Here is a 21024-nt window from a genome sequence, read left to right as displayed (position 1 = left end):
ACCCGGACCTTGAGGTCGTCGGCCAGGCGCCGAGGATTGGCCCGCTCGGCAAGCGAGTCGACGGTGGCCGCCAGCTGGTCCCGGGCGACGTCGATGTCCTGCTTGATGGCTTCGGGGTCCCGGTCCGCCACTGTGTCCTCCAAGTCGCCCACTATCCGGCTCATGCACCTGCCCGAACTACCCTAGATCAGCTGGCGGTAACCCCGACGCTCCGGTGAACAGAAAGGGCCCCCACCTTGACCGAGACCACGCGGCTTGCACCGGGCGACAAAGCGCCCTCCTTCAGCCTGTCCGACGCCGACGGCAACAAGGTATCGCTGGCCGACTACAAAGGCCGACGCGTCGTCGTGTACTTCTACCCGGCCGCCTCGACGCCCGGATGCACCAAGCAGGCGTGCGACTTTCGCGACAGCCTGGCCGAGCTCAACGAAGCCGGCCTCGACGTCATCGGCATCTCCCCCGACAAGCCGGAGAAGCTGGCCAAGTTCCGCGACACCGAGAAGCTGACGTTCCCGCTGCTGTCCGATCCCGACCGCAAGGTCCTGAGCGCCTATGGCGCGTACGGCGAGAAGCAGATGTACGGCAAGACGGTCACCGGCGTGATTCGTTCCACCTTTGTGGTCGACGAGAAGGGCAAGATCACCGTCGCGCAGTACAACGTGAAGGCGACCGGCCACGTCGCCAAGCTCAGGCGCGACCTGTCCGTCTAGTTCGAAGATGCGATGTCGTCGAGCGCAACGGGCAATCGTTGCCTAGCAGGTGACGGATGGGCCACCCTTCATGGGGCAGTAGGGAAGGCAGCTCACCGACGTTGTTGAGACGGCGAACGCCAGCAGCACCGCAATCAAGATCCTCTTACCCCTCATGGCCTGCCTTCCTAGGAGGGCGGCTGTACGCACACGCGACCTTTCCGCTTACCGACGATCAACCGATGACGGCGGCCTCGTGGTACTCGGTGATGGGCCGCGCGATCCCCTGTTCGTCGCAAACGCGCTGCAGTTTGTGGAGCGTTTCGTCTATCCCCGGTCCGAGCCGCTTGCCGGGCGTGAAGGTGGCCGGCAGGTGCTGCATGCCCTGGATCACGCCGATCGTCGGATAGTGCACGGTTCCCTCGGGGTCGCAGCGGTAGTCGGGCATCCGGTCGAGCACCGCCATGAGCATCGACTTGAACACCACCCGCGCGACGTTGGAGCCGATGCAGCGATGGATGCCGAGCCCGAAGCTGAAGTGCCGGTTGTTCTTTCGGCTCAGGTCTAGGCGGTTCGGATCGGGGAACACCGCGGGATCACGGTTGGCCATCGCCCAGGACAGCCACAGGCGATCACCCTCCTTGAACCGCGTGCCCGCTATTTCGAGATCGGCTGCGATCGTGCGGCCGTCGCCGGGAGCGGGCGTGAAGTATCGCAAAAATTCTTCGGTCGCCGAGTCGAGCAGCGTTTCCGATTCCTGCCTCAGCAGCTCGCGCTGCTCGGGATTTTCGCCCAGCCATTCGAGCGCGTGCGCGGTCAGCGCCGTCGTCGTGTCAAAACCGCCGCCGATGATCAGGCCCAGCATTCCGAGCAGTTCGGCGTCGGGGGCGGGTTCGCCGTCGATCTTCAGCCTCGCCAACGCGTCCACAATGCCGGGCCGCGGGTTCTCACGGATCTCGAGGAGGTGGTTGAAAAGGTCCGCCCCCATCGCCATCGTCTGCTCCAAAACCCTTGGGGCGTCCGGTGAATCGGCGGGCGTGTAGACATTGGCGTGCGCCGGCTCGCAATACAGCTGCCATTTCTTCAGCGGAACGCCCATCATCGCCAGGGTCAGGACCGCGGGCACGACGTTCGCGAGATCGTCGACGAAGTCGATCCGCCCGGCTTCGATCTTCTCGTCGATGCTGGCCCGCACGATCTCGTCGACGAACGGCTTCCAGCGCTTGACGGCCGCCGGCGACAGGTAGGGGTTGAGGATGCTGCGATAGGCGGAGTGCTCGGGTTCGTCCATCTCGAGCATGCCGCCACGGACACCGGTGCCCTGCGGCAGCGTCGGAATCGTGATGCCCTTGTAGCCGGTGCCTTCGCCCGTGACGTCGTGGTCGTTGGACACGTGCGGGCAGCGCGCGAGTTCGAAGACCTCCCGGTTGCCCGCGGCCACCCAATGCCCGTCGTAGGTGTCGGTCCACGCCAGCGGGCACTTGGCGTGCATCTCCTCGGTGATCGCTGTGAACCGCTCGCGGTACTCGGGGGTGTGGCGATCGAAGTGGTAACGGTTGATCTTGCGGGCGTCTCCGGTCAGGGTGTTTTCCGTACTCACGGTGGCGTCTCCTGCGGACGAGTGGCTGCGGCTAGAAGCAGTATGCGACGAGACCGTCGTTCTCGTTCAGCATTCGGGGGGCCAGTTTCGCGGGCAGCCGCAGTTGCCCCAGCCCAGGTGGCCAGCAGCAGCGCCTCGTGGCGATCGCCGCGCGTTCCAGCACGCCCCGGTGCAGGCTCTCGTTGATGCTCTGCGGCCGCGCTGCGAGGTCCTCCACGTCGGTGACGAATGGTCTTCGGTTGGGGGAAGGCGGCGGCCGATTCGCCTCTTAGCAGCGACGAGTCAGTGTTTTAATCGGTCCGTGGGGCAACCAGTTGGGTACCAAGCCAGCGAACCCGAGCGTTGGCTGGCGACCATCGGCGACATCTCGTTCTCGCCGCACTGGGTAGCGACGCCAACCGGTACGCACCCGATAAAGGGCACGGTGTGGACCGTGACCGACATGTCGCACTACTCGGAGGGAATCTCCACCACAGGCGTTGTCCTCTGCATCATCTTCGTCTGGTTCTGCCTGCTGGGACTGCTTTTCCTACTGATGAAGGAACGCAAGTACGTGGGCTATATCCAGGTCACCGTTCAAGGCAGCGGGTTCTTCCACTCGACACTGCTTCCGGCGGGTGGACCGCAAGCGATCATAAGTGTTACCCAGCAAGTGAATTACGCGCGGACGCTGGCTGCCGCGGCCTGAGCAGGTGTGCCACGACAATGGCTGTCGGCGGGGAGACGACCAGACACGTCGCGCAGTTCGCCGCGACTCGTCCCTCTAGCCCAGGTTGGCCAGCAGCAGCGCCTCGGCGATCGCGGCGCGTTCCAGCACGCCCAAGTGCAGGCTCTCGTTGATGCTGTGGGCCTGCGTCGCGGGGTCCTCCACGCCGGTCACCAGGATCTTGGCCCGCGGGAAGGCCTCGGCGAACTCGGCGATGAACGGGATCGACCCGCCCATGCCCATGTCGATCGGGTCGGTCCCCCATGCCTGCCGGAACGCCTGGCGGGCGGCGTCGTAGACGCTGCCGGTCGCGTCGACGGCGTAGGGCTCGCCGATGTCACCGCGGGTGACGCTGACGTGCGCGCCCCACGGCGCGTGCCGCTGCAGGTGGGCGGTCAATGCGTCCAGGTGCGCCGCGGCGTCCCCACCCGGCGCGACGCGCATGCTGATCTTGGCCCGCGCCCGCGGGATCAGGGTGTTGGACGCCTTGTCGATGGGGGTGGTGTCGATGCCGATCACGGTGATCGCGGGCTTGGCCCACAGCCGCTGCGGCGCCGAGCCCGAGCCGATTTCGGACACGCCGTCCAGCAACCCGGAGTCGGCGCGTACCCGCTCGGGCGGGTAATCGACTGGGGCGGCGGTGCTTTCGTGCAGCCCGGCGACGGCCACGTTCCCGTCGTCGTCGTGCAGAGTAGCCAGCAGCCGCACCAGGGCGCTGAGCGCGTCGGGCACCACGCCGCCCCAAATGCCGGAGTGCAGGCCGTGGTCGAGGGTGGCCACCTCGACCACGCAGTCCACCAGGCCGCGCAGCGTGACCGTCAGCGCCGGGATTTCGGTGCTCCAGTTGTCCGAGTCGGCGATGACGATCACGTCGGCGGCCAGCGCATCGCGGTGCGCGGCCAGCAGCCGGCCCAACGACGGCGACCCGGATTCCTCTTCGCCCTCGACGAACACCGTCACGCCCACCGGCGGCTGCCCGCCGTGCGCCCGAAATGCCGCCAAATGTGTTGCTATGCCGGCCTTGTCATCGGCGCTGCCACGGCCGTAGAGCCGACCGTCGCGCTCGGTGGGCTCGAAGGGCGGCGAGAGCCATTGGCCGCGGTCGCCTTCGGGCTGCACGTCGTGGTGTGCGTACAGGAGAACGGTCGGCGCGCCGTCGGGCGCAGGATGGTGCGCGATGACGGCCGGCGCTCCCCCTTCGCTGACGATCTGCACATCGCCGAAACCGGCCTGCGCCAATAGATCCGCGACGGCCTGCGCGCTGCGATGCACCTCGTCGCGGCGGCCGGGGTCGGCCCACACCGATTCGATGCGCACCAGGTCTTCCAGATCGCGCCGCACCGACGGCAGCACCGCGCGGACGCGCTCAACCAGATCGCTCATGGGACCGAGGCTAGTCGGACGTCGTCTCCAGGATCGCCACCGCGGCGGCGGTATCCCCTTCGTGCGTCAGCGAGACGTGAATCGTCACGTCGGCCAGGTGTTTGGCGATGTCGCCGCTCAGCCGAACCCGCGGGCGGCCCCACATGTCGGTGACCACCTCGATATCGCGGTGGATGTCCTCCGGAAGCACCGGGCGCTGGGCGAACCGCGATCCCGACCACGCCTTGATCACCGCCTCCTTCGCCGCCCAACGGGCCGCCAGGTGACGCGCCGCCGACGAACTCTTGTCCGAGGCGTCGCGGCGCTCACCCGGGGTGAACGTCTCGGAGAAAACGGTTCCCGGCTGGTCGACCTGCTCGGCGAAATCAGGGATGGAGACGAGATCGATCCCCACACCGACAATTCCCATGGGTCGCCAGGCTAACGGACCGACGTCATCCGGCAGAGACCCGGTAGGCGTCGCCGTCACCCAGGCGCGAATCCGGGTTCAGCAGCATCGCGGCCTCCTGACGCTTTTCCGACTCGTCATGGTCGAAGCGACGGTTCGGCGGCCGCTCGTACATCGGCGCGCCACCGGCGATCGCCGACGCCAGCCGCCGCTGACCGGCCAGCAGGCGGGCGTCCGCGCGCCGCTGGTAGTCCGCACGCTGCTGCGGGTCGAGCGCGGCGACGAACGCCTGCGGATGCACGAGCGCAACCAAACCCGAAACATGGCCGAACCCAAGGCTGGTCAGCAACCCCGCCTTGAGCGGGAACTTCTCCCCCAGCCGCAGGGTCTCGCGCACCCACACGAAGTGGGCCGAGCCGGCCAGTTCGTCGTCGACGCAGTCCAGGCTGCGGTTCGGTGGGATCACCCCGTCGCGCAGTATCTGGCACAGGCCCATCATCTGGAAGACCGCCGCGCCGCCCTTGGCGTGCCCGGTGAGGCTCTTCTGCGACACCACGAACAGCGGAGCACCCTCGGACCGGCCGAGCGAATCGGCGAGCCGCTCGTGCAGTTCGGTCTCGTTGGGATCGTTGGCCAACGTCGACGTGTCGTGCTTGGAAATCACCGCGATGTCGTCGGCGCCCACCCCGAGCTTGGCCAGCGACCGCGCCAGCGCCGAATCCTTCCCGCCGCGACCGGCGCCCAGCGCGCCCAGCCCCGGCGCAGGGATCGAGGTGTGCACGCCGTCGGCGAACGACTGCGCGTAGGCCACCACGGCCAGCACCGGCAGACCCATCTTCAGCGCCAGGTCGCCGCGCGCCAGCAGGATGGTGCCACCGCCCTGCGCCTCGAGGAATCCCAGCCGGCGACGATCGTTGGGCCGGGAGAACTTCGAGTCGTGGATGCCGCGGCCGCGCATCATGGAGGTGTCGGCGGTGGCCGCCATGTCACCGAAGCCGATGATGGCTTCCAGCGTCAGGTCGTCGAATCCACCGGCGACCACCAGCTCGGCCTTGCCGAGCCGGATCTTGTCGACGCCCTCCTCGACCGACACCGCCGCGGTCGCGCAGGCGCCAACCGGGTGGATCATCGCGCCGTAGCTGCCTACGTAACTCTGAATGACGTGTGCGGCAACGACATTCGGCAGAACTTCTTGCAGGATGTCGTTTGGCTTGTTCCGGCCGAGCAGGTTGCCGTGATACATCGTCTGCATCGACGTCATGCCGCCCATGCCGGTGCCCTGCGTGCTGGCCACCAGGCCCGGGTGCACCCACCGCATCAGCTCGGCCGGGGTGAATCCCGAGGACAGGAACGCGTCGACGGTCGCGACGATGTTCCACAGCGCCACCCGGTCGGTGGAGCTGGCCATGTCCTGGCTGATGCCGAAGACGGTCGGGTCGAACCCGGTGGGAATCTGCGCGCCGACGGTCCGCGACAGCTTGGTCTTGCGCGGCACCCGAATCTCGGTGCCCGCCTTGCGGATCACCTGCCAGTCGCTGGAGTCGGGCACCGGCCGGATGATCGTGTGTTCGGGATCGAACTCGACGAACGCGCGCGCGTCGGCCTCCGAGGACACCACGAACGCGAAGTCCTTGTCCAGGAACACCGACACCAGCAGCGGCGAGGCGTGATCGGGGTCGATCGCGCCGTCGTCGACGAATTCCCGGATGCCGCAACGCTCCACGACGGCGTCGTGATAGCGCTCGACCAACTCGGACTCGTCGACCAGGTCACCGGATTGCGTGTCGTACCAACCGGGTTGGGGGTCGTCCTCCCAACGGATCAGGCCGGTGGTCCAGGCCAGCTCCAGGACGCCGGCCGCCGACAGCTCGTTGTCGACCTCCATCTCGAAGCGGGTCCGCGACGAGCCGTAGGGCCCGAGCTCCGCGCCACCGACGATGACCACCAGGTCGGCCGGGTCGACGTCGAGGTCCGCCCATTCCGGAGGCGGCGCCGGGGTGAAGCCACGCGGCGGCGACGGCAGCGCGGCGATGGTGCCCTCGGCGGCGGCCTCGTCGGCCGCGTCGTCCGATGCCGACGTGGCCTGCTCCCGGGCCTTGGCGGCCAGCTCGGCCATGTCGAGGTTGGCCTCGCCCAACCCACCGGTCAGGTCCGCCTTGATCGGCGCACCCGCCGCGGCCACCTTCGACTCGACGTCGCAGAGGGACAGCAGCATTGCCGCCATCTCGTCGGTCGAGTAGGTGGTGACGCCGGCCTCCTCGACCGCGTCCACGATCGCGTCGTTGTGGCCCATCAGCCCGGTGCCGCGGGTCCACCCGATCAGTGCGTGCGCCAGGCTGACCCGGGCCGCCCAGGACGACTCGGCGTGCCAACGACTCACCAAGGCGTCCAGCGCCGACTTGGCCTCGCCGTAAGCGCCATCGCCGCCGAACATTCCGCGGTTCGGTGAGCCCGGCAGCACGACGTGCAGCCGGGACGCGATGTCGCGCTCGGCGCCGATCTTCGACAGCCCACCGATGAGGCGCTGCACCGCCCACAGCAGCACCTTCATCTCCATCTCGGAGCGAGAGCCGGCCTCGGACAGGTCGCCGGCGACCCGCGGTGCGGCGAACGGGAACAGCAGCGTCGGGGTCTGCGCGTCCTTGATGTGAATCGACTGCGGCCCAAGGCTTTCGGTCTGCTCGGTGCCCACCCATTCGACCAGCGCGTCGATGTCGGAGTAGGACGCCATGTTGGCGGCCACCACCCACAGCGCCGCGCCATACCGGGCGTGGTCGCGGTAGAGCCCGCGGTAGAACGCCAGCCGCTCGTCGTCGAGCTTGGACGTGGTGGCGACGACGGTGGCTCCGCCGTCGAGCAAGCGCCCGACGACCGATGCGGCGATCGAACCCTTGGACGCGCCCGTCACCACGGCGACCTCGCTGCTGTACGGGCCCTGATCCGGGTTCTCGGCCCCGGCCGCGATGCGGCCGTACAACGACGCGTGGATCTGACGACCCGCGGACAGGGCCTTGCCCTGCCACCAGGTGGCCTGGGTGGCCACGACATGGCCTGCGCCCTCGAACCTTTCGGACAATTCCACCCACCGGGCATCGATGTCGCCCTCGTCGGTCAGCCACAGCTTGACCAGGTCCTCGCGCGCGCTGGCCCACCGGTCGTCGAACAGCACGGCCTTCTTCGGATCGAACACCGGTGCCACCAGCCGCGGCCAGTCGGCGCCGAGTTCGGCGGTCACCAGGTCGATGAGCTCGGCGTCGGTGGCCTTGGACAGGCTAGCCGACGCGCTGACCGGGTCGTCGAGGCCCAGCTGGTTGAGCACCAGGCGCGCCGCCGAGGCCAGCACGCCGTCGCGGCCGGTGATCTGCTCGGTGAATTCGCCCAGCGCGGCGGCGTCGATGGTCGCACCGCCGCCGCCACCGCCCGAAGATGGCAGCGCCACCGCGATACCGCGCCGCGCGGCGACGGATGCCACCGCGGCGTCGATCACCTTGTCGACGGAGGCGGCGTCGGCCAGTGCACCCTCGTGCAGGTGGCCCATGGCGCCACCCCGGACACTGGTGCCCTCGCGGGTTCCCAGCGCGACCTCCACGGTGACGTGCTTGGCCCAACCCTCGCCGAGCTCCCAGGTCTTCTTGACCCGCTCGGCGATGGCGGCGGGCCGCTTACCCGAGGGCCCCAGCACCGTGCGCAACTGATCGTTGATGGCATCGGAAAGCACTGGGCCGTAAGGCTTGTAGGTGCGAGCCAGCTTGGTGACCTGCGCGCGCAGCCCGGCCAGGTCGGCTTCGGCGGCGCCGTCGATGGCGCCCAGGTTCAGCTCCGAGCCCAGGTCCACCAGCAGCTGGTTGCGTCGCGACGACGCGCCGTCGGTGATCGATTCGATCGAGTCCAGCTCCTCGATCTGGTCGATGCGCATCTTGGCCGACAGCGCGATCAGCGCCAGCGTGGCGTCGGCGGCATCGAACCCGATGTCGTCCGGCCGAGCGCCCGACGTCGCTCCGGCGCCAGCCGGAGCGACGGCGGGGGCGACATTAGGCAGGGGCGCCGACTCCGCCGCGGATGCGGCGGAATCATCCGCCGCCGGCTCGTCCTCGGGTTCTGGCTCGGGGTCGGTGTCGGTGGCGAACAGCACCGCCGCGTCACGCTCGGCGTTGAGCACTTCGACTGTGCTGTGGGCGTATTCGGGCAGCTTGAGGGTGTTGGTGGCCAGGCCCGCGACGGTCGGCGCGGACTTCACCCCGATCTCGACGAACCGCTCCACGCCGAGACCGCCGGCGGCCTCCTCGGTGAACAGCAGGTCCTGGGTTTCGATCCAGCGCACCGGGCTGGCGAATTGCCATGCCAGCAGCTCGATCACGACGATGCGGGCCATCTCGATGCGGCGCTCGGCGAGCCAGGTGTCGTAGTCGGCGAGGATCGGGTCGAGCGGCTCGGCCGGCACCAGGTCGCGGATCTCCTGGATGAAGTCGCGGTCCAGGGTGAACGGACGCGGCACCAGGTTCGGGATGTACCGGCCGATGATGACGTCGGGATCCTTGTCGCGCGGCATGACCCGGTCCAGTGACCGCCGGAACTCCGCCACACCGACCCGCAGCACGCGCGAGTGGAAGGGCACGTCGATGCCGGGCACCAAGATGAATGAGCGCTTGCCGCCGGTGATCTCGCGGCGCCGCTCCACCTCTTCCTCGAGCGCTTCCAGGCCGCGCACCGTGCCGGCGATCGCGTACTGGGAACCGCGCAGGTTGAAGTTGACGATCTCCAGGAACTCGCCCGTGCGCTCGGCGATTTCCGCGACAAAACCCGGCACCTCGTCGTCGGGCAGGTCGATCTGCGACGGCCGGATCGCCGCCAGCCGGTAGTTGGACCGGCCCAGCTCGTCGCGCGGGACGATGTCGTGCATCTTCGAGCCGCGATGAAACACGGTCTCCAGCAAGGCTTCCAGCTCGTAGATGCCCGTCACGCAGGCCAGCGCGGTGTACTCACCGACGGAGTGGCCGCAGGCGATCGCGCCCTCCACGAAGGCGCCCTGCTCGCGCATCTCGGCGACCTGCGCGGCGGCCACCGTGGCCATCGCGACCTGGGTGAACTGCGTCAGGTACAGCACGCCCTCGGGGTGGTTGTAGTGCACACCGCTGGCGATGATGCTGGTCGGGTTGTCCCGGACCACGTGCAGCACCGAGAAGCCGAGGGTCTCGCGGGTGAACTTGTCGGCCTTGTCCCACACCTTGCGGGCGGCCTTGGACCGGGCCCGCACGTCCATGCCCATGCCCTTGTGCTGAATGCCCTGGCCGGGGAAGGCGTAGACGGTGTGCGGGGCCGCCAGGCGGGCCGTCGCCGACATCACCAGATCCGATCCGACCTTGGCGGCGACCTCCAAAACCTCGGCGCCCTGGTCGATTCCGACGCGGTCGACGCGGAACGCGACCTCGTCGCCGGGGCGCACCATGCCCAGGAAGCGGGCGGTCCAGCCGATCAGCCGCGCCGGCGGGCGGGCCTGGCCATCGGTGGCGGTCACCGCGTGCTGGGCGGCGGCCGACAGCCACATGCCGTGCACGATCGGCGATTCCAGGCCGGCCAGCAGCGCGGCGGCCCGGTCGGTGTGAATGGGGTTGTGGTCACCGGAGACCACCGCGAACGGACGCATGTCGACCGGAGCGGTGATGGAGACGTCGCGGCGGCGTCGACGTGGGGTGTCGGTCGCGTTCGGCGAGACCGCACCACCGGCGCGGGTCGGGTCAGCCAGTTCGGCGGCGCCGGTGCGGCCCAGGATGGCGAAACGCTCGGCAAGGGTGGCGATCACCTGACCGTCGGTGTCGGCGATGGTCACCGAGACGGGGACCACGCGTCCCATGTCCGTGTCGATGGCCGCCGAAGCCGTTGCGGCGATGGTCAATTGGGACCGGACCTTCGGCAGGCTGCCAACCATGTGGGCGGCGTGATCCAGGTGCACCAGGCTCAGCAGGCCCTCGACGACCGGGACGCCGGCATCGGTGACGGCCGAGCCGATCGCCGAGAAGACGGCCGGCCAGCATGGCCCGACGAGCGCGTCGGGCACGGTGGTGAGGCTGGGCGCCAACGGTTCTCCGAAGGTGGCCGTGACACCGGTGTGGTCGGCGACCCGCTCGGGGTCCCAGTCGACGGTGACGGTGGCCGTGCCGTCGGTGACCGCGGGCAAGAAGTCCGGGCCGTCGACGCCGGCCGCGATGGCCAGCACCGCCCGCATGGCCGTGGCGGCGTCCTCGGTGGAGACCACCGGGGTGGCACCGTCAACGGTGTTGGGCGGCAACGTGAATGGGATGTCGATCCAGGTGCCCGAGACGGGCACACTGAGGACGACGCGGTCGCCTTCGACCTGCAGCCGCGCCCCGGTGGACGAATGGGTGGCGCGACGGCTCTCGGGTCCGTCGTGCACCAGCCACTCGGCGGGTTCGGCGATGCGATGCACCGGGTTGGTCGCGGTGCGGCCGGCCCACTGGACGTCGGGGGCGTCCAGCACGACCGCCAGCGGCCCGGTGACATCGGCGCGACCGGTGCGGCGTGACGTGACGGCCTTGGGCTCCAGTCCGGCGGCGAGCGCCTCGTCGATGGCCGCCTGCTCGAAGCGGTCCAGTAGCTCACCGATGGGCTCGTCCATCCGGGTGATGCCGGCGACGGCCGCGGTGCCCGGGATGATGCAGACCTGGTCGGCGTCGTAGCGGGCGTCGTGCGCCTGCCAGAGCGAGTCGCTGCGCCACCAACGCCGCACGTCCTTGTCGATCACCGGCACGAAGTTGACCGGCTTGCCCGGCGTCTTGCACAGGGTGACGAAGAACGGCACGTCGGCCGGGTGCAGCTGGACCGTCTCGGCGTCGGGGTAGCGGTCGAGCAGCAGGTCAATCGCCGCCCCGGGGTTCTCCAGCAGGGCCTCGTCGTTGTACAGCGTCTCGATGGGGCCGAAATCCTGTGGGGCCAACCGCGCCTCGGCGCGTTGCAGCATCTGCTGGAAACGGTCGCGCCAGGTGTCGGCCAGCCACGGGCTGCCCGGCGAGGCGGTGTCGGCGGTGGAATCGCCGTCGCCGATGGCCAATTCGACGTAGCGCTGCAGCCATTGCAGGTAGGTCATCTCACCGACATCGCCGAAGTACGGCTTGGCGGTGTTGGCCATCGCGGCGATGATCTCGTCGCGACGCTCCGCGACGGCGTCCGCGTCACCGGCGACCTCGTCGAGCAGCCGGCCGCACCGCGAGGCGCTGTTGTCGATCTCGTGGATGTCCGCGCCGAGCTGGCTGCGGCTGGATGCCATTCCGCCCGAGGCTTTCCCGGCGCCGATCCACTGGTCGGTGCCCTGGGTTTCGACCAGCATGCGCTTGACCGACGGCGAGGTGGTCGCCTCCTTGGCGGCCATCGCCGCGGTGCCGACCAGGATGCCGTCGATGGGCATCAGCGGGAAGCCGTACGCCTGCGCCCAGCGCCCGGACAGGTATTCGGCCGCCCGCTCGGGCGTGCCGATGCCGCCGCCGACGCAGACGGTGATGTTGGGGCGCGACCGCAATTCCGAGTAGGTCGCCAACAGCAGGTCGTCGAGGTCTTCCCAGGAGTGGTGACCACCGGCGCGCCCGCCCTCGATGTGCGCGATCACCGGCTTGGTGGACACCTCGGTCGCGATGCGGATCACCGAGCGGATCTGCTCGACGGTGCCGGGCTTGAAGACGACGTGACTGATGCCGACCTCGCCGAGCTCCTCGATCAGCTCGACGGCCTCCTCCAGATCCGGGATGCCGGCGCTGATGACCAGGCCGTCGATGGCCGCGCCGGACTGGCGCGCCTTTTGCACCAGCCGCTTGCCGCCGACCTGCAACTTCCACAGGTACGGGTCCAGGAACAGCGCGTTGAACTGGTAGGTGCGGCCGTCCTCGAGCAGCCCGGCCAGCTGCTCGACGCGGTCGGCGAAGATCTCCTCGGTGACCTGTCCGCCACCGGCCAGCTCGGCCCAGTGCCCGGCGTTGGCCGCGGCAGCCACGATCTTGGCGTCCACGGTGGTCGGGGTCATGCCGGCCAGCAGGATCGGCGAGCGGCCGGTCAGCCGGGTGAATTTCGTCGAGAGCTTGACCCGCCCGTCGGGCAGGCGAACCAGCGTCGGGGCGTAGCTCGACCACGCCCGCGCCACCTCGGGGACGGCGCCGACGGTGAACAGGTTGCGCTGACCACCGCGGGTGGCGGCCGGCACGATGCCCACGCCCAGGCCGCGGATCACCGGCGCGGTCAACCGGGTCAGGATGTCGCCGGGGCCCAGGTCAAGAATCCAGCGAGCGCCCGCGTCGTTGACCCGGGTGATCTCCTCCACCCAGTCGACCGGACGCACCAGGATCGACTCGGTGAGCTGGCGGGCCAGCTCGACGTCCAGGCCGACCTTCTCGGCCCAGCCGCCGACGATGTCGATGCCGTCGGCCAGCCGGGGCGTGTGGAAGCCCACCTCGACCTGCACCGGATCGAAGACCGGCGCGAAGACGTCACCGCCGCGCAGCTTGTTCTTCCGGTCGGCCTCTTCCTTCTCCGAGATCTGCTGGCAGTACAGCTCGAAGCGGGACAACTGTTCCGGGGTGCCGGTGATGACGACCGAACGGCGGCCGTTGCGGATGGACAGGACGGGCGGCAGAACGGTGCGCACGTCCTGCGCGAACTCGTCGAGCAGCCGGCCGATGCGGTCGGGATCGGCGTTGGTGACCGACACCATCGGCGGGCGGTCGCCGAGGACCGAGATGCCGCGCCGGCGGGCCACCAGGGTCCCGGCCGCGCCGATCAGCTGGGCCAACGCCAGCAGCTCGACGTCGCGCGCGCCCCCGGCCTTGAGCGCCTCGACGGCGAGCACGCCCTGGGAATGTCCGGCCACGGCCACCGGGGGCATCGCCTTGAGGTCCATCCCTTGGCGCGCCAGCGCGCGCACGGCCGCGATCTGGGTGAGCAGCACGCCCGGTATCGACACCGCGGCCGAGGTCAGGTGCTTGTCCGAGGGGACCGGATCTTCGGCCGCCAGGGCACGCACCCAGGTCAGCGGCTCGAAGCCGATCGGGCGGACCACGACGAGCTCCTTGGCCACCGGCTCGAGGACCAGGTTCACCTCGCCGACCAGCGTTGCCAGGTCGGACTCGATACCGGCCGACGACACCAGCTCTTCGAGGGTCTCCAGCCACGCGCTGCCCTGGCCACCGAATGCGACCGCGTAGGGCTCGCCGGCCGTCAGGCGGTCGACAAGGGCGTGGGTGTCCCCGGCGTGTGGGGCCTTGCCTTGGCCGTCGCGGTCAGCGGACACCCGGTCGTGCTCGTGGATCGTCACCTTGTCTGTCTCCCCTGTATGCGTCTTTAGGTCTCGTCGTCTGGCGATCACCACCGCCTGGCGGGCTTGGCGTCGATGCGGCGTGGTTCAGCGTCGAATCACTAGCCGGGAAACGGCTGGCCGGTGTGTTGTCGGCGGACCGCCCGAGTGGTGCACGGCGGCGCGACGGACTCCATCGGCTGTACTAAGAGTGTCATAAGGATCGGCGCTTGTTTCGCGTGCTGATTGGTTACTGGTGAGTTCTACGCATGGGTAACCGTGTCCTGGGTAACACGCGGTTTCACCTACGGCGCGGACCCGATTCACAAACCCGCTGCGTGCAGGTGGTTACGGTCGAGTAGCTACAACTGCGCAGATCAAAGCAGTCTTGTTATCGAATCGTTACATAAAAATTTTGCGCCGCGGAGTGCCGTCGCGGCGCCCTCGGCGGCATCGGACGGCCGATGGCCGCGCGCACCCGTCGGGAAAACGAGCGAACGAGTGTTTGCTGGAAACTTTAAGAGTCGGCGTCCGGGCCGGGCCGGACGGCGGGATCGGAGACTAGGCCCACTGCCCGAATTGGGGCTTGAGGATCTCGTTGATGTCCACGCCGACGCCGCCGACGCTGCGTTTGTCGATTTCAACCTGGTGCAGGTTGGCCGCCGGGTGAGCGTACCCCTTGGGTGAACCCCAGTTGTGCTGCCAGAAGTAAGAGCCCAATCCGTCGTGCAGCGCCCAGTCGATCGTTTTCGAATTGGCGTACACGCCTGTGCGCTGATGACCGATCACCGACTCCCACGACCGCAGGTACGGCGCCACCTGGCTCTTGTACTGCTCGTAGGAGGGATCGTCGTCGATCGAGGCGTAAATGGGTGCGCTGGCGGGCCCACCGGCCGCGGCGTGCAGCTGCATCCCGCGCTGCGCGTGCTGCAGACCCGCGCTGGCACCGCCCAGCCAGTCCGCGGTGCTGGTCTTGCCGTACTGGTAGCAGGACACGATTTTGAGCCCATTGCTGTTGAGGTCATGCGCTTCGGCGACCTGGATCGGCTTGCCGAGCATCCAATTGCCGCCGGGGCGGCGGTCCGAGACATACCGGATCGCCCCCACCGCGCCCGCGGCCCTGATCTGGCTGGCCGGAATGACGCCGGCCGCGTAGTCCAGCAGGGTGCCCAGCGAGCCAGACGCCGGTGCGGCGCTCAGCGCTGCGCCCGCAGCGCCCAGGCCCAGCAGGGCGGGGGTTGCGGCCGCGAATTTGAGCAGGTCACGTCGCGAAACGGAGGACACAAGCCACAGGGTACGACATAGACCCCATGTGACACATTGATCACACGAGTCACATGTGCATCACAGTGCCGCATCGTTCGTTTGAACGGATCGGGGCGCGGGCAGCACGATGACGCTCACCGCCTCCAGTCCGCGACGAGCGGTCTGCTGGGCGATCTCCTCGATGAACAGCGCTGCCGCCGGGCTGATCGATGCCGCCCAGGCGCGGAACCCCTGCACGATCACCGGGTCGTGCTCCAAGAGCGGTTGCACTCCCCGCAGCACGCCGACCACGTCGTCGGGCAGCGGGTCGGTCAGCTGCTCGTCGATCCAACGGCGCGCAAGCTCCGCCGCCGCCGACTCGTCGTCGCCCAGCGCAATCACGTCGGCGGCCAGGTTGCGCAACCGACCGAACAGCACCTCGTGGCCCGGCGTCTCGGCCAGTCGCGACAGCAACGTGCTGGCCGCGTTCGGCAGCACCATTTGCCCGAACAAGGCGGGAACCGGTAGCTCCCACTCGTCGAACAGGTCCGCGTACATCGCGGCGACGGGCGCCGACAGCGGCGCGCTGAGCCGCCCGATCACGCCAATGCTGTCGCGGTGCGTCGTCGCCAACCGGTGCAGGATGTGCTCGTTGAGGTCGGCGCCGGAACACTGGGTGGCGGCGCAGGATTCGTCGATGGCCCGGATCAGTTGGTCGAGCCGCTCACGTTCTTGGATCAGCAGCGTACGGTGCTGGTCGAGCAGGCCGGCCAGCGTGCTGTGTCCGCCCTCCATCAGCCGGGCGATGTCGTTGATACCGACACCGAGGCTTCGCATCAGGTCGATGCGCAACAAATCGAGAACCTGCTCGACGCCGAAAACGCGGTAGCCGTTGGACAGATGTTCTGCGCGCAGCAGCCCAATTTTCTCGTAATGGCGAATACGGCCGGAAGCGATGCCGGTCAAGGCCGTGACGTCGCCGATCAGCAACTGCTCAGCCACTCCTTGACCTTACAACTGTTACAAGGTCTGTACTGGTCGGATGCAACACGGTCAGCTGATCGACCTGACCCGGCGCGCGTTGAAACTGGCGCGGGACAAGACGACCGACCTCGCACCCGGCCAGCACACCATCGACGCGCGGGACTACACGGGTATCGAGCGACACGACCGGGATCGCGCCATGCTGCTCGCCAGTCCTCAACTGGTCGGCTATGTCTCGGAACTTCCCGTCCCCGGCGCGTATTGCACCAAGACGGTGATGGGGCGGTCCATCCTGCTGACCAGAACCTCGGAGGGATCGGTCAAGGCGTTCGACAACGTGTGTCTGCACCGCCAGTCACAGGTGGCGACGGGATGCGGCATCGCCAAGCGGTTCACCTGCCCCTACCACGCCTGGACGTACGACAACACCGGGCACTTGGTGGCACTTCCGGGACGTGAGGGGTTCCCGGAAGTGACCGTCAAGTCCGACGGCCTGACCGAACTCCCGGCCACCGAGTTCGCTGGATTCCTTTGGGTGGCACTGGATCCCGGGGCGACATTGGATGTGGCCGCACACCTGGGCCCGCTCGCCGAGGAACTGGACTCCTGGGGCATCGGGCGCTGGTCGCCGCTGGGCGAGAAGGTGCTGGACTCCGCGATCAACTGGAAACTGGCCATCGACACCTTCGCCGAGAATTACCATTTCGCCACCGTCCATCAACAGACCTTCGCCACCGTTGCGCGCAGCAACTGCACGCTGTTCGACTCCTACGGGCCACACCACCGGTTGATCTTCCCGCTCAACACCATCCTCGAGCTCGAGGACTTGCCGGAGGATCAGTGGAATCCGTTCCACAACATGGTGGTGATCTATGCGCTGTTCCCCAACATCGTGCTGTCGGTGACCATCGCCAACGGTGAGCTGTTCCGCGTCTACCCCGGCGACCGGCCCGGCAGGTCAATCACCGTGCACCAGAACGCAACTCCGCAGGACCTCTCCGACGAGGCGGTGGCCGCCGGGGCTCAGGCCATCTTCGAATATGCACATGCCACCGTGCGCGACGAGGACTACCGGCTGGTCGAGCGGCTGCAAGCCAATCTGGAGTCCGGAGTCCGCGATCACCTGGTGTTCGGCCGCAACGAGCCGGGTTTGCAGCATCGGCACATCACGTGGGCCCGCGCGCTTTTGCGCTCAGCCGCCGTCGACTGACAGCACCGCGATAAGATCGTCGAGAAGCTTTGCCAGCGCGTCGTTTTCGACGGGCGCCGAGCTGAACAGCAGCTCAACGGCGTCCTTGCGGCGCCCGGCGGCGACCAGGGGTACCAACTGATCCACCATCCTCTGCAGTCGGGGCTCCGGCGGTGTCAGGTTCGCGACAGTGGTGGACAGCACCTCGACGAGTTCCCAATCCCGGTATAGCGCCAGCGAGCGTTCGTTGAACGCGAAGCCCGTCACCGGTTCTCCCCACATGGTCCCACGGTAGCGGTAGGGGCCTTCCATGTATTCGATCGGCAGCCCGTGCGCCGGGGCGGGCACCAGCGGCTCGCCAACGAGATCTAATTGCAGTGTGGGACAGGTGATCCGGTGCCGATCCGGCATATACCGCGCCGGGGCGAGTGGTCGCACCAGCGGTCGCATGGCCTCCGGCCATCGCACGTAGCTGCTGACCGTGACCTCGATGTCTTCGGCGCATTGCGGCGCGATCGTGGGGTCTGGGTGGCTTGTCGTGATGCCGGTAAACGGTTGCAGCGCATTGCCATCTGTGCGGTCGAACTGGCGCCAGATGCTCAGGTCGACGCCGTTGTCGAAGTTGATCGTGCGCCATTCGTGCGACCTGGCCCGCGGGTCTCCCCCGGATCCACCTCCGCCGGCGTACTTCGGGAACCACTGCCTGTCGACGTGCCCGCTGGTGCCGGACACCTGCGCCACCACGTCCCCCCAGCGCAAGGTGCCGGTCATCGCCATTCCGGTCTGGAAATAGGAATAGGTGTCGCTTTGACCGAAGCAGACGATCTTTCCGTTGTACGTCGACGCACCCACCGGTGTCGGTGCGCGCGTTGGTGATACGGCCAGATCCAGTCGCATGGGCCGGCCGGACTGATCCATTCCGACCAGGCTCACGCGGTACGTGTAGGGCAACAGTTCGCCATCGCCGTTACGACTGGTCGTCCACGACGCGGTACCCGCGCCGCTGTGATAGTTGATGTCGAGGTGGCCCGACGCCATCGTCAGCTTGGGCTGGGCGCCCGGCTCCATATTGGCCGGCGGCATGTCGTAGTCCGTGAAGGTGCCGTAGTCGCCGGTGTCGAGGTCGAACAGCGCCAGCGTGTAGAAGTCCGCGACCACCGTGCCCCCGGGCCGGTTCTTGTTGAAGATGGTCAGGAAGGCAAACGATCGATCGGTCTCGGCGGCGTCGAGCTGGCCGGCGATGAACCAGGTATCCGATTCCTGATCGGCATGTTCGCCTTCCGCGGCGGGAAACTCCAACTGGTCGTCGCCGGGCACCAACTGAAACGGGTAACTGCGCCAATCGCTGGTCATATCGGGCCTCGCTGCTTTTTTCGCTATGTTAGCGTGAATAGCGAAATTGCGGTCGCGGTCCGATCCCCTGAGGAAGTGCCCCGATGACAGAGACTTCCGGCCATCGCTCCTATAACGAGGTGTTCATTGGGGGCCAGTGGCGCAAGCCGGCCAATCCCCAGCAGCTCGCGGTGATCTCGCCGCACTCGGAGGAGCCGGTCGGGCACGTCCAAGTCGCCGGCCCCGAGGACGTCGAGGCGGCCGTCGCCGCCGCACGGCACGCGTTCGATCACGGTCCGTGGCCACGGCTGAGCCATGCCGAACGGATGGCCAAGGTCGAACAGCTCGCCGGAATCTATGCCGCCCACGCCGACGAGATGGCCGATCTCATCACCGACGAGATGGGGTCGCCGCGCAGCTTCAGCCGGATGGGCCAGGGTGCGGCCGCGGCGGCGCTGATGCACCTGTCGCTGGCCGCCGCCCGCGAGTTCCCGTGGCAGGAACGCCGCCAGGGCGTGCTCGGCGAGGTGCACCTGCGCAGAGCTCCGGTCGGAGTGGTCGGGGCGATCGTGCCGTGGAATGTACCGCAGTTTCTGATCATGCCCAAGCTGATCCCGGCGCTGATCGCGGGCTGCACGGTCATCATCAAGCCCGCTCCCGAAACCCCGTTGGACGCCTTGTGGTTGGCCGAGATGATCGAGCAGATCGGGTTGCCCGACGGCGTGGTGTCGGTGCTGCCCGGCGGTCCGGATGTCGGTGAAGCGCTGGTGCGCCATCCCGGCGTGGACAAGATCGCGTTCACCGGTTCCAGCGCCGTCGGGCGCCGGATCGCCGCGCTGTGCGGCGAGCAGCTGAAGCGGGTCAGTTTGGAGCTGGGCGGCAAGTCCGCGGCCATCATCCTCGACGACGCCGACATTGACAAGACGGTGGCCGGCCTGAAGTCCGCGGGCCTGATGAACAACGGCCAGGCGTGCGTGGCGCAGACCCGGATTCTGGTCAGCGACCGCAAGCACGACGAGGTCGTCGACGCGCTGGCCGGCATGATGTCGGCGCTCAAGGTCGGCGACCCGGCCGACGAGTCGACGGACATCGGACCCCTTGTCGCGCAACGGCAACAGCGCCGCGTCCAGGACTACATCAAGTCCGGCCGCAGCGAGGGCGCTCGCGTCGTGCTCGGTGGCGAGCAGAGCCCGTCCGAGCGCGGCTGGTACGTGCAGCCGACGTTGTTCGCCGACGCCACCAACGACATGCGCATCGCCCGGGAGGAGATTTTCGGTCCGGTGCTGACCGTGCTGCGCTACCGCGACGAGGACGACGCGATCCGCATCGCCAACGAAACCGATTACGGGTTGGCCGGTTCGGTGTGGACCGCCGACATCGAGCATGGCCTGCAGGTCGCGGCTGCGGTCCGCACCGGGACCTACGGCATCAACATGTACACCTTGGACATCGGCGCACCCTTCGGCGGCTTCAAGCAATCCGGCATCGGCCGCGAGTTCGGGCCGGAGGGGCTGCACGAGTACGTCGAGCTGCAGACGCTGATAGCCAAGGGGCAGCTGCCGCCGCTATAGGTTTTGCGGGTGTCGGGCACCGCACGGACGACGCGGTAGGCGGCCGGGCATGTTCGGATTATTGGATGCCGCAACATCTTTGAGCTTCAAAGCTTTGCCGGTAGTGACCCGTCGTCCCTAGTTGTTTGTCGGTGGTGGGTGGGGTTGGAAGGGTGTGTACCACCACCAGTCGGCGCGTTCGCCGATCGGTCCCGGACACGGCGCCACCGCAGGTGGGGGCCCGGTGGGTGGGCGCGCCAGCGATCCCGGGCTGAGCACTTGGCCTTCGTCGTCGCGGACCACGAGTGCGTGTGCGGGTCCGCTGAGGGTGATGACACCGCGATGATGTGACCGGTGATGGTAGGGACAGACCAGCACCAGGTTGGCTAGTTCGGTGGGGCCGCCGTCTTCCCAGTGCCGCAGGTGATGGGCGTGCAGACCGCGGGTGGCACCACAACCCGGCACCACACAGGTGCGGTCGCGATACTCCAGCGCGCGGCGCAGCCGCCGGTTGATCACCCGCGTCGCCCTTCCGGCACCGATGACCTCGCCGCGGCGTTCGAACCACACTTCACACGTGGCATCACAGGTGAGATAGCGGCGGTCGGCATCGGAGAGCAGCGGACCCAGATGCAGCGCCGCGGTGGGTTTTTCCACGTCGAGGTG

The 21024-nt window shown here is 68.1% G+C and carries 14 protein-coding genes; 4 read left to right on the top strand and 10 right to left on the bottom strand.

Annotated features, from left to right (window positions below; genetic code table 11):
- Positions 1–131: DUF3618 domain-containing protein (locus A5624_RS27225; RefSeq protein ID WP_156748726.1), on the bottom strand; the 131-nt coding region annotated here is incomplete at its 3' end.
- 105 nt (positions 132–236) lie between these two features.
- Here A5624_RS27225 and bcp point away from each other — a divergent pair.
- Positions 237–710, top strand: a complete 474-nt coding sequence (gene bcp / locus A5624_RS05180) for a thioredoxin-dependent thiol peroxidase (RefSeq protein WP_066862589.1) — start codon at positions 237–239, stop codon at positions 708–710.
- A 214-nt stretch (positions 711–924) separates the two neighbouring features.
- Here bcp and A5624_RS05175 read toward each other — a convergent pair whose 3' ends face one another.
- Positions 925–2289 carry a cytochrome P450 gene (locus A5624_RS05175; RefSeq protein WP_066862586.1) on the bottom strand — a complete coding sequence of 455 codons (1365 nt, stop codon included), beginning with the start codon at positions 2287–2289 and terminating at the stop codon, positions 925–927.
- A gap of 31 nt (positions 2290–2320) precedes the next feature.
- Positions 2321–2506, bottom strand: coding sequence for a hypothetical protein (locus A5624_RS29430; RefSeq protein WP_066862583.1), 186 nt, complete (start codon positions 2504–2506; stop codon positions 2321–2323).
- Positions 2507–2590: 84 nt separating this feature from the next.
- On the opposite strand from A5624_RS29430, the gene A5624_RS05165 reads away from it, so the two are divergent.
- On the top strand, positions 2591–2977 hold the full coding sequence (locus A5624_RS05165; RefSeq protein ID WP_066862580.1) for a hypothetical protein: 387 nt from the start codon (positions 2591–2593) through the stop codon (positions 2975–2977).
- 75 nt (positions 2978–3052) lie between these two features.
- Here A5624_RS05165 and A5624_RS05160 read toward each other — a convergent pair whose 3' ends face one another.
- From A5624_RS05160 to A5624_RS05140, 5 genes are all read right to left on the bottom strand, one after another.
- Positions 3053–4378 (bottom strand): dipeptidase, encoded by a 1326-nt coding sequence (locus A5624_RS05160; protein WP_066862577.1) that lies wholly within the window; start codon positions 4376–4378, stop codon positions 3053–3055.
- A 10-nt stretch (positions 4379–4388) separates the two neighbouring features.
- A complete protein-coding gene (locus A5624_RS05155) occupies positions 4389–4787 on the bottom strand; it encodes a holo-ACP synthase (RefSeq protein ID WP_066862574.1) in 399 nt (132 codons plus the stop codon).
- Between the two features lie 25 nt (positions 4788–4812).
- Positions 4813–14079, bottom strand: a complete 9267-nt coding sequence (locus A5624_RS05150) for a type I polyketide synthase (RefSeq protein ID WP_066862569.1) — start codon at positions 14077–14079, stop codon at positions 4813–4815.
- 540 nt (positions 14080–14619) lie between these two features.
- Positions 14620–15342 carry a DUF1906 domain-containing protein gene (locus A5624_RS05145; protein ID WP_066862566.1) on the bottom strand — a complete coding sequence of 241 codons (723 nt, stop codon included), beginning with the start codon at positions 15340–15342 and terminating at the stop codon, positions 14620–14622.
- A gap of 60 nt (positions 15343–15402) precedes the next feature.
- Positions 15403–16305 carry a MerR family transcriptional regulator gene (locus tag A5624_RS05140; protein ID WP_066862563.1) on the bottom strand — a complete coding sequence of 301 codons (903 nt, stop codon included), beginning with the start codon at positions 16303–16305 and terminating at the stop codon, positions 15403–15405.
- Positions 16306–16345: 40 nt separating this feature from the next.
- On the opposite strand from A5624_RS05140, the gene A5624_RS05135 reads away from it, so the two are divergent.
- On the top strand, positions 16346–17497 hold the full coding sequence (locus A5624_RS05135; protein WP_066862558.1) for an aromatic ring-hydroxylating dioxygenase subunit alpha: 1152 nt from the start codon (positions 16346–16348) through the stop codon (positions 17495–17497).
- Here the strand turns inward: A5624_RS05135 and A5624_RS05130 are convergent.
- On the bottom strand, positions 17480–18829 hold the full coding sequence (locus A5624_RS05130) for a secreted hydrolase (RefSeq protein ID WP_066862555.1): 1350 nt from the start codon (positions 18827–18829) through the stop codon (positions 17480–17482). The genes A5624_RS05135 and A5624_RS05130 overlap by 18 nt on opposite strands.
- A gap of 83 nt (positions 18830–18912) precedes the next feature.
- On the opposite strand from A5624_RS05130, the gene A5624_RS05125 reads away from it, so the two are divergent.
- Positions 18913–20379, top strand: coding sequence for an aldehyde dehydrogenase (locus A5624_RS05125; RefSeq protein ID WP_066862552.1), 1467 nt, complete (start codon positions 18913–18915; stop codon positions 20377–20379).
- 117 nt (positions 20380–20496) lie between these two features.
- Here the strand turns inward: A5624_RS05125 and A5624_RS05120 are convergent.
- Positions 20497–21024: HNH endonuclease signature motif containing protein (locus A5624_RS05120; RefSeq protein WP_156748829.1), on the bottom strand; the 528-nt coding region annotated here is incomplete at its 5' end.

The sequence above is a fragment of the Mycobacterium sp. 1482292.6 genome (assembly GCF_001672995.1).
Lineage (GTDB): Bacteria > Actinomycetota > Actinomycetes > Mycobacteriales > Mycobacteriaceae > Mycobacterium > Mycobacterium europaeum_A.
The sequence above is the reverse complement of the archived record's forward strand: the minus strand, read 5'-3'. Positions and strand labels throughout refer to the sequence as shown.

Bases quoted from the DNA above. Each gene is read 5' to 3' on its own strand.
- A5624_RS05160 (WP_066862577.1), bottom strand. From the start codon at position 4,378: ATGAGCGATCTGGTTGAGCGCGTCCGCGCGGTGCTGCCGTCGGTGCGG.
- A5624_RS05155 (WP_066862574.1), bottom strand. From the start codon at position 4,787: ATGGGAATTGTCGGTGTGGGGATCGATCTCGTCTCCATCCCTGATTTC.
- A5624_RS05135 (WP_066862558.1), top strand. From the start codon at position 16,346: ATGCAACACGGTCAGCTGATCGACCTGACCCGGCGCGCGTTGAAACTG.
- A5624_RS05130 (WP_066862555.1), bottom strand. From the start codon at position 18,829: ATGACCAGCGATTGGCGCAGTTACCCGTTTCAGTTGGTGCCCGGCGAC.
- A5624_RS05125 (WP_066862552.1), top strand. From the start codon at position 18,913: ATGACAGAGACTTCCGGCCATCGCTCCTATAACGAGGTGTTCATTGGG.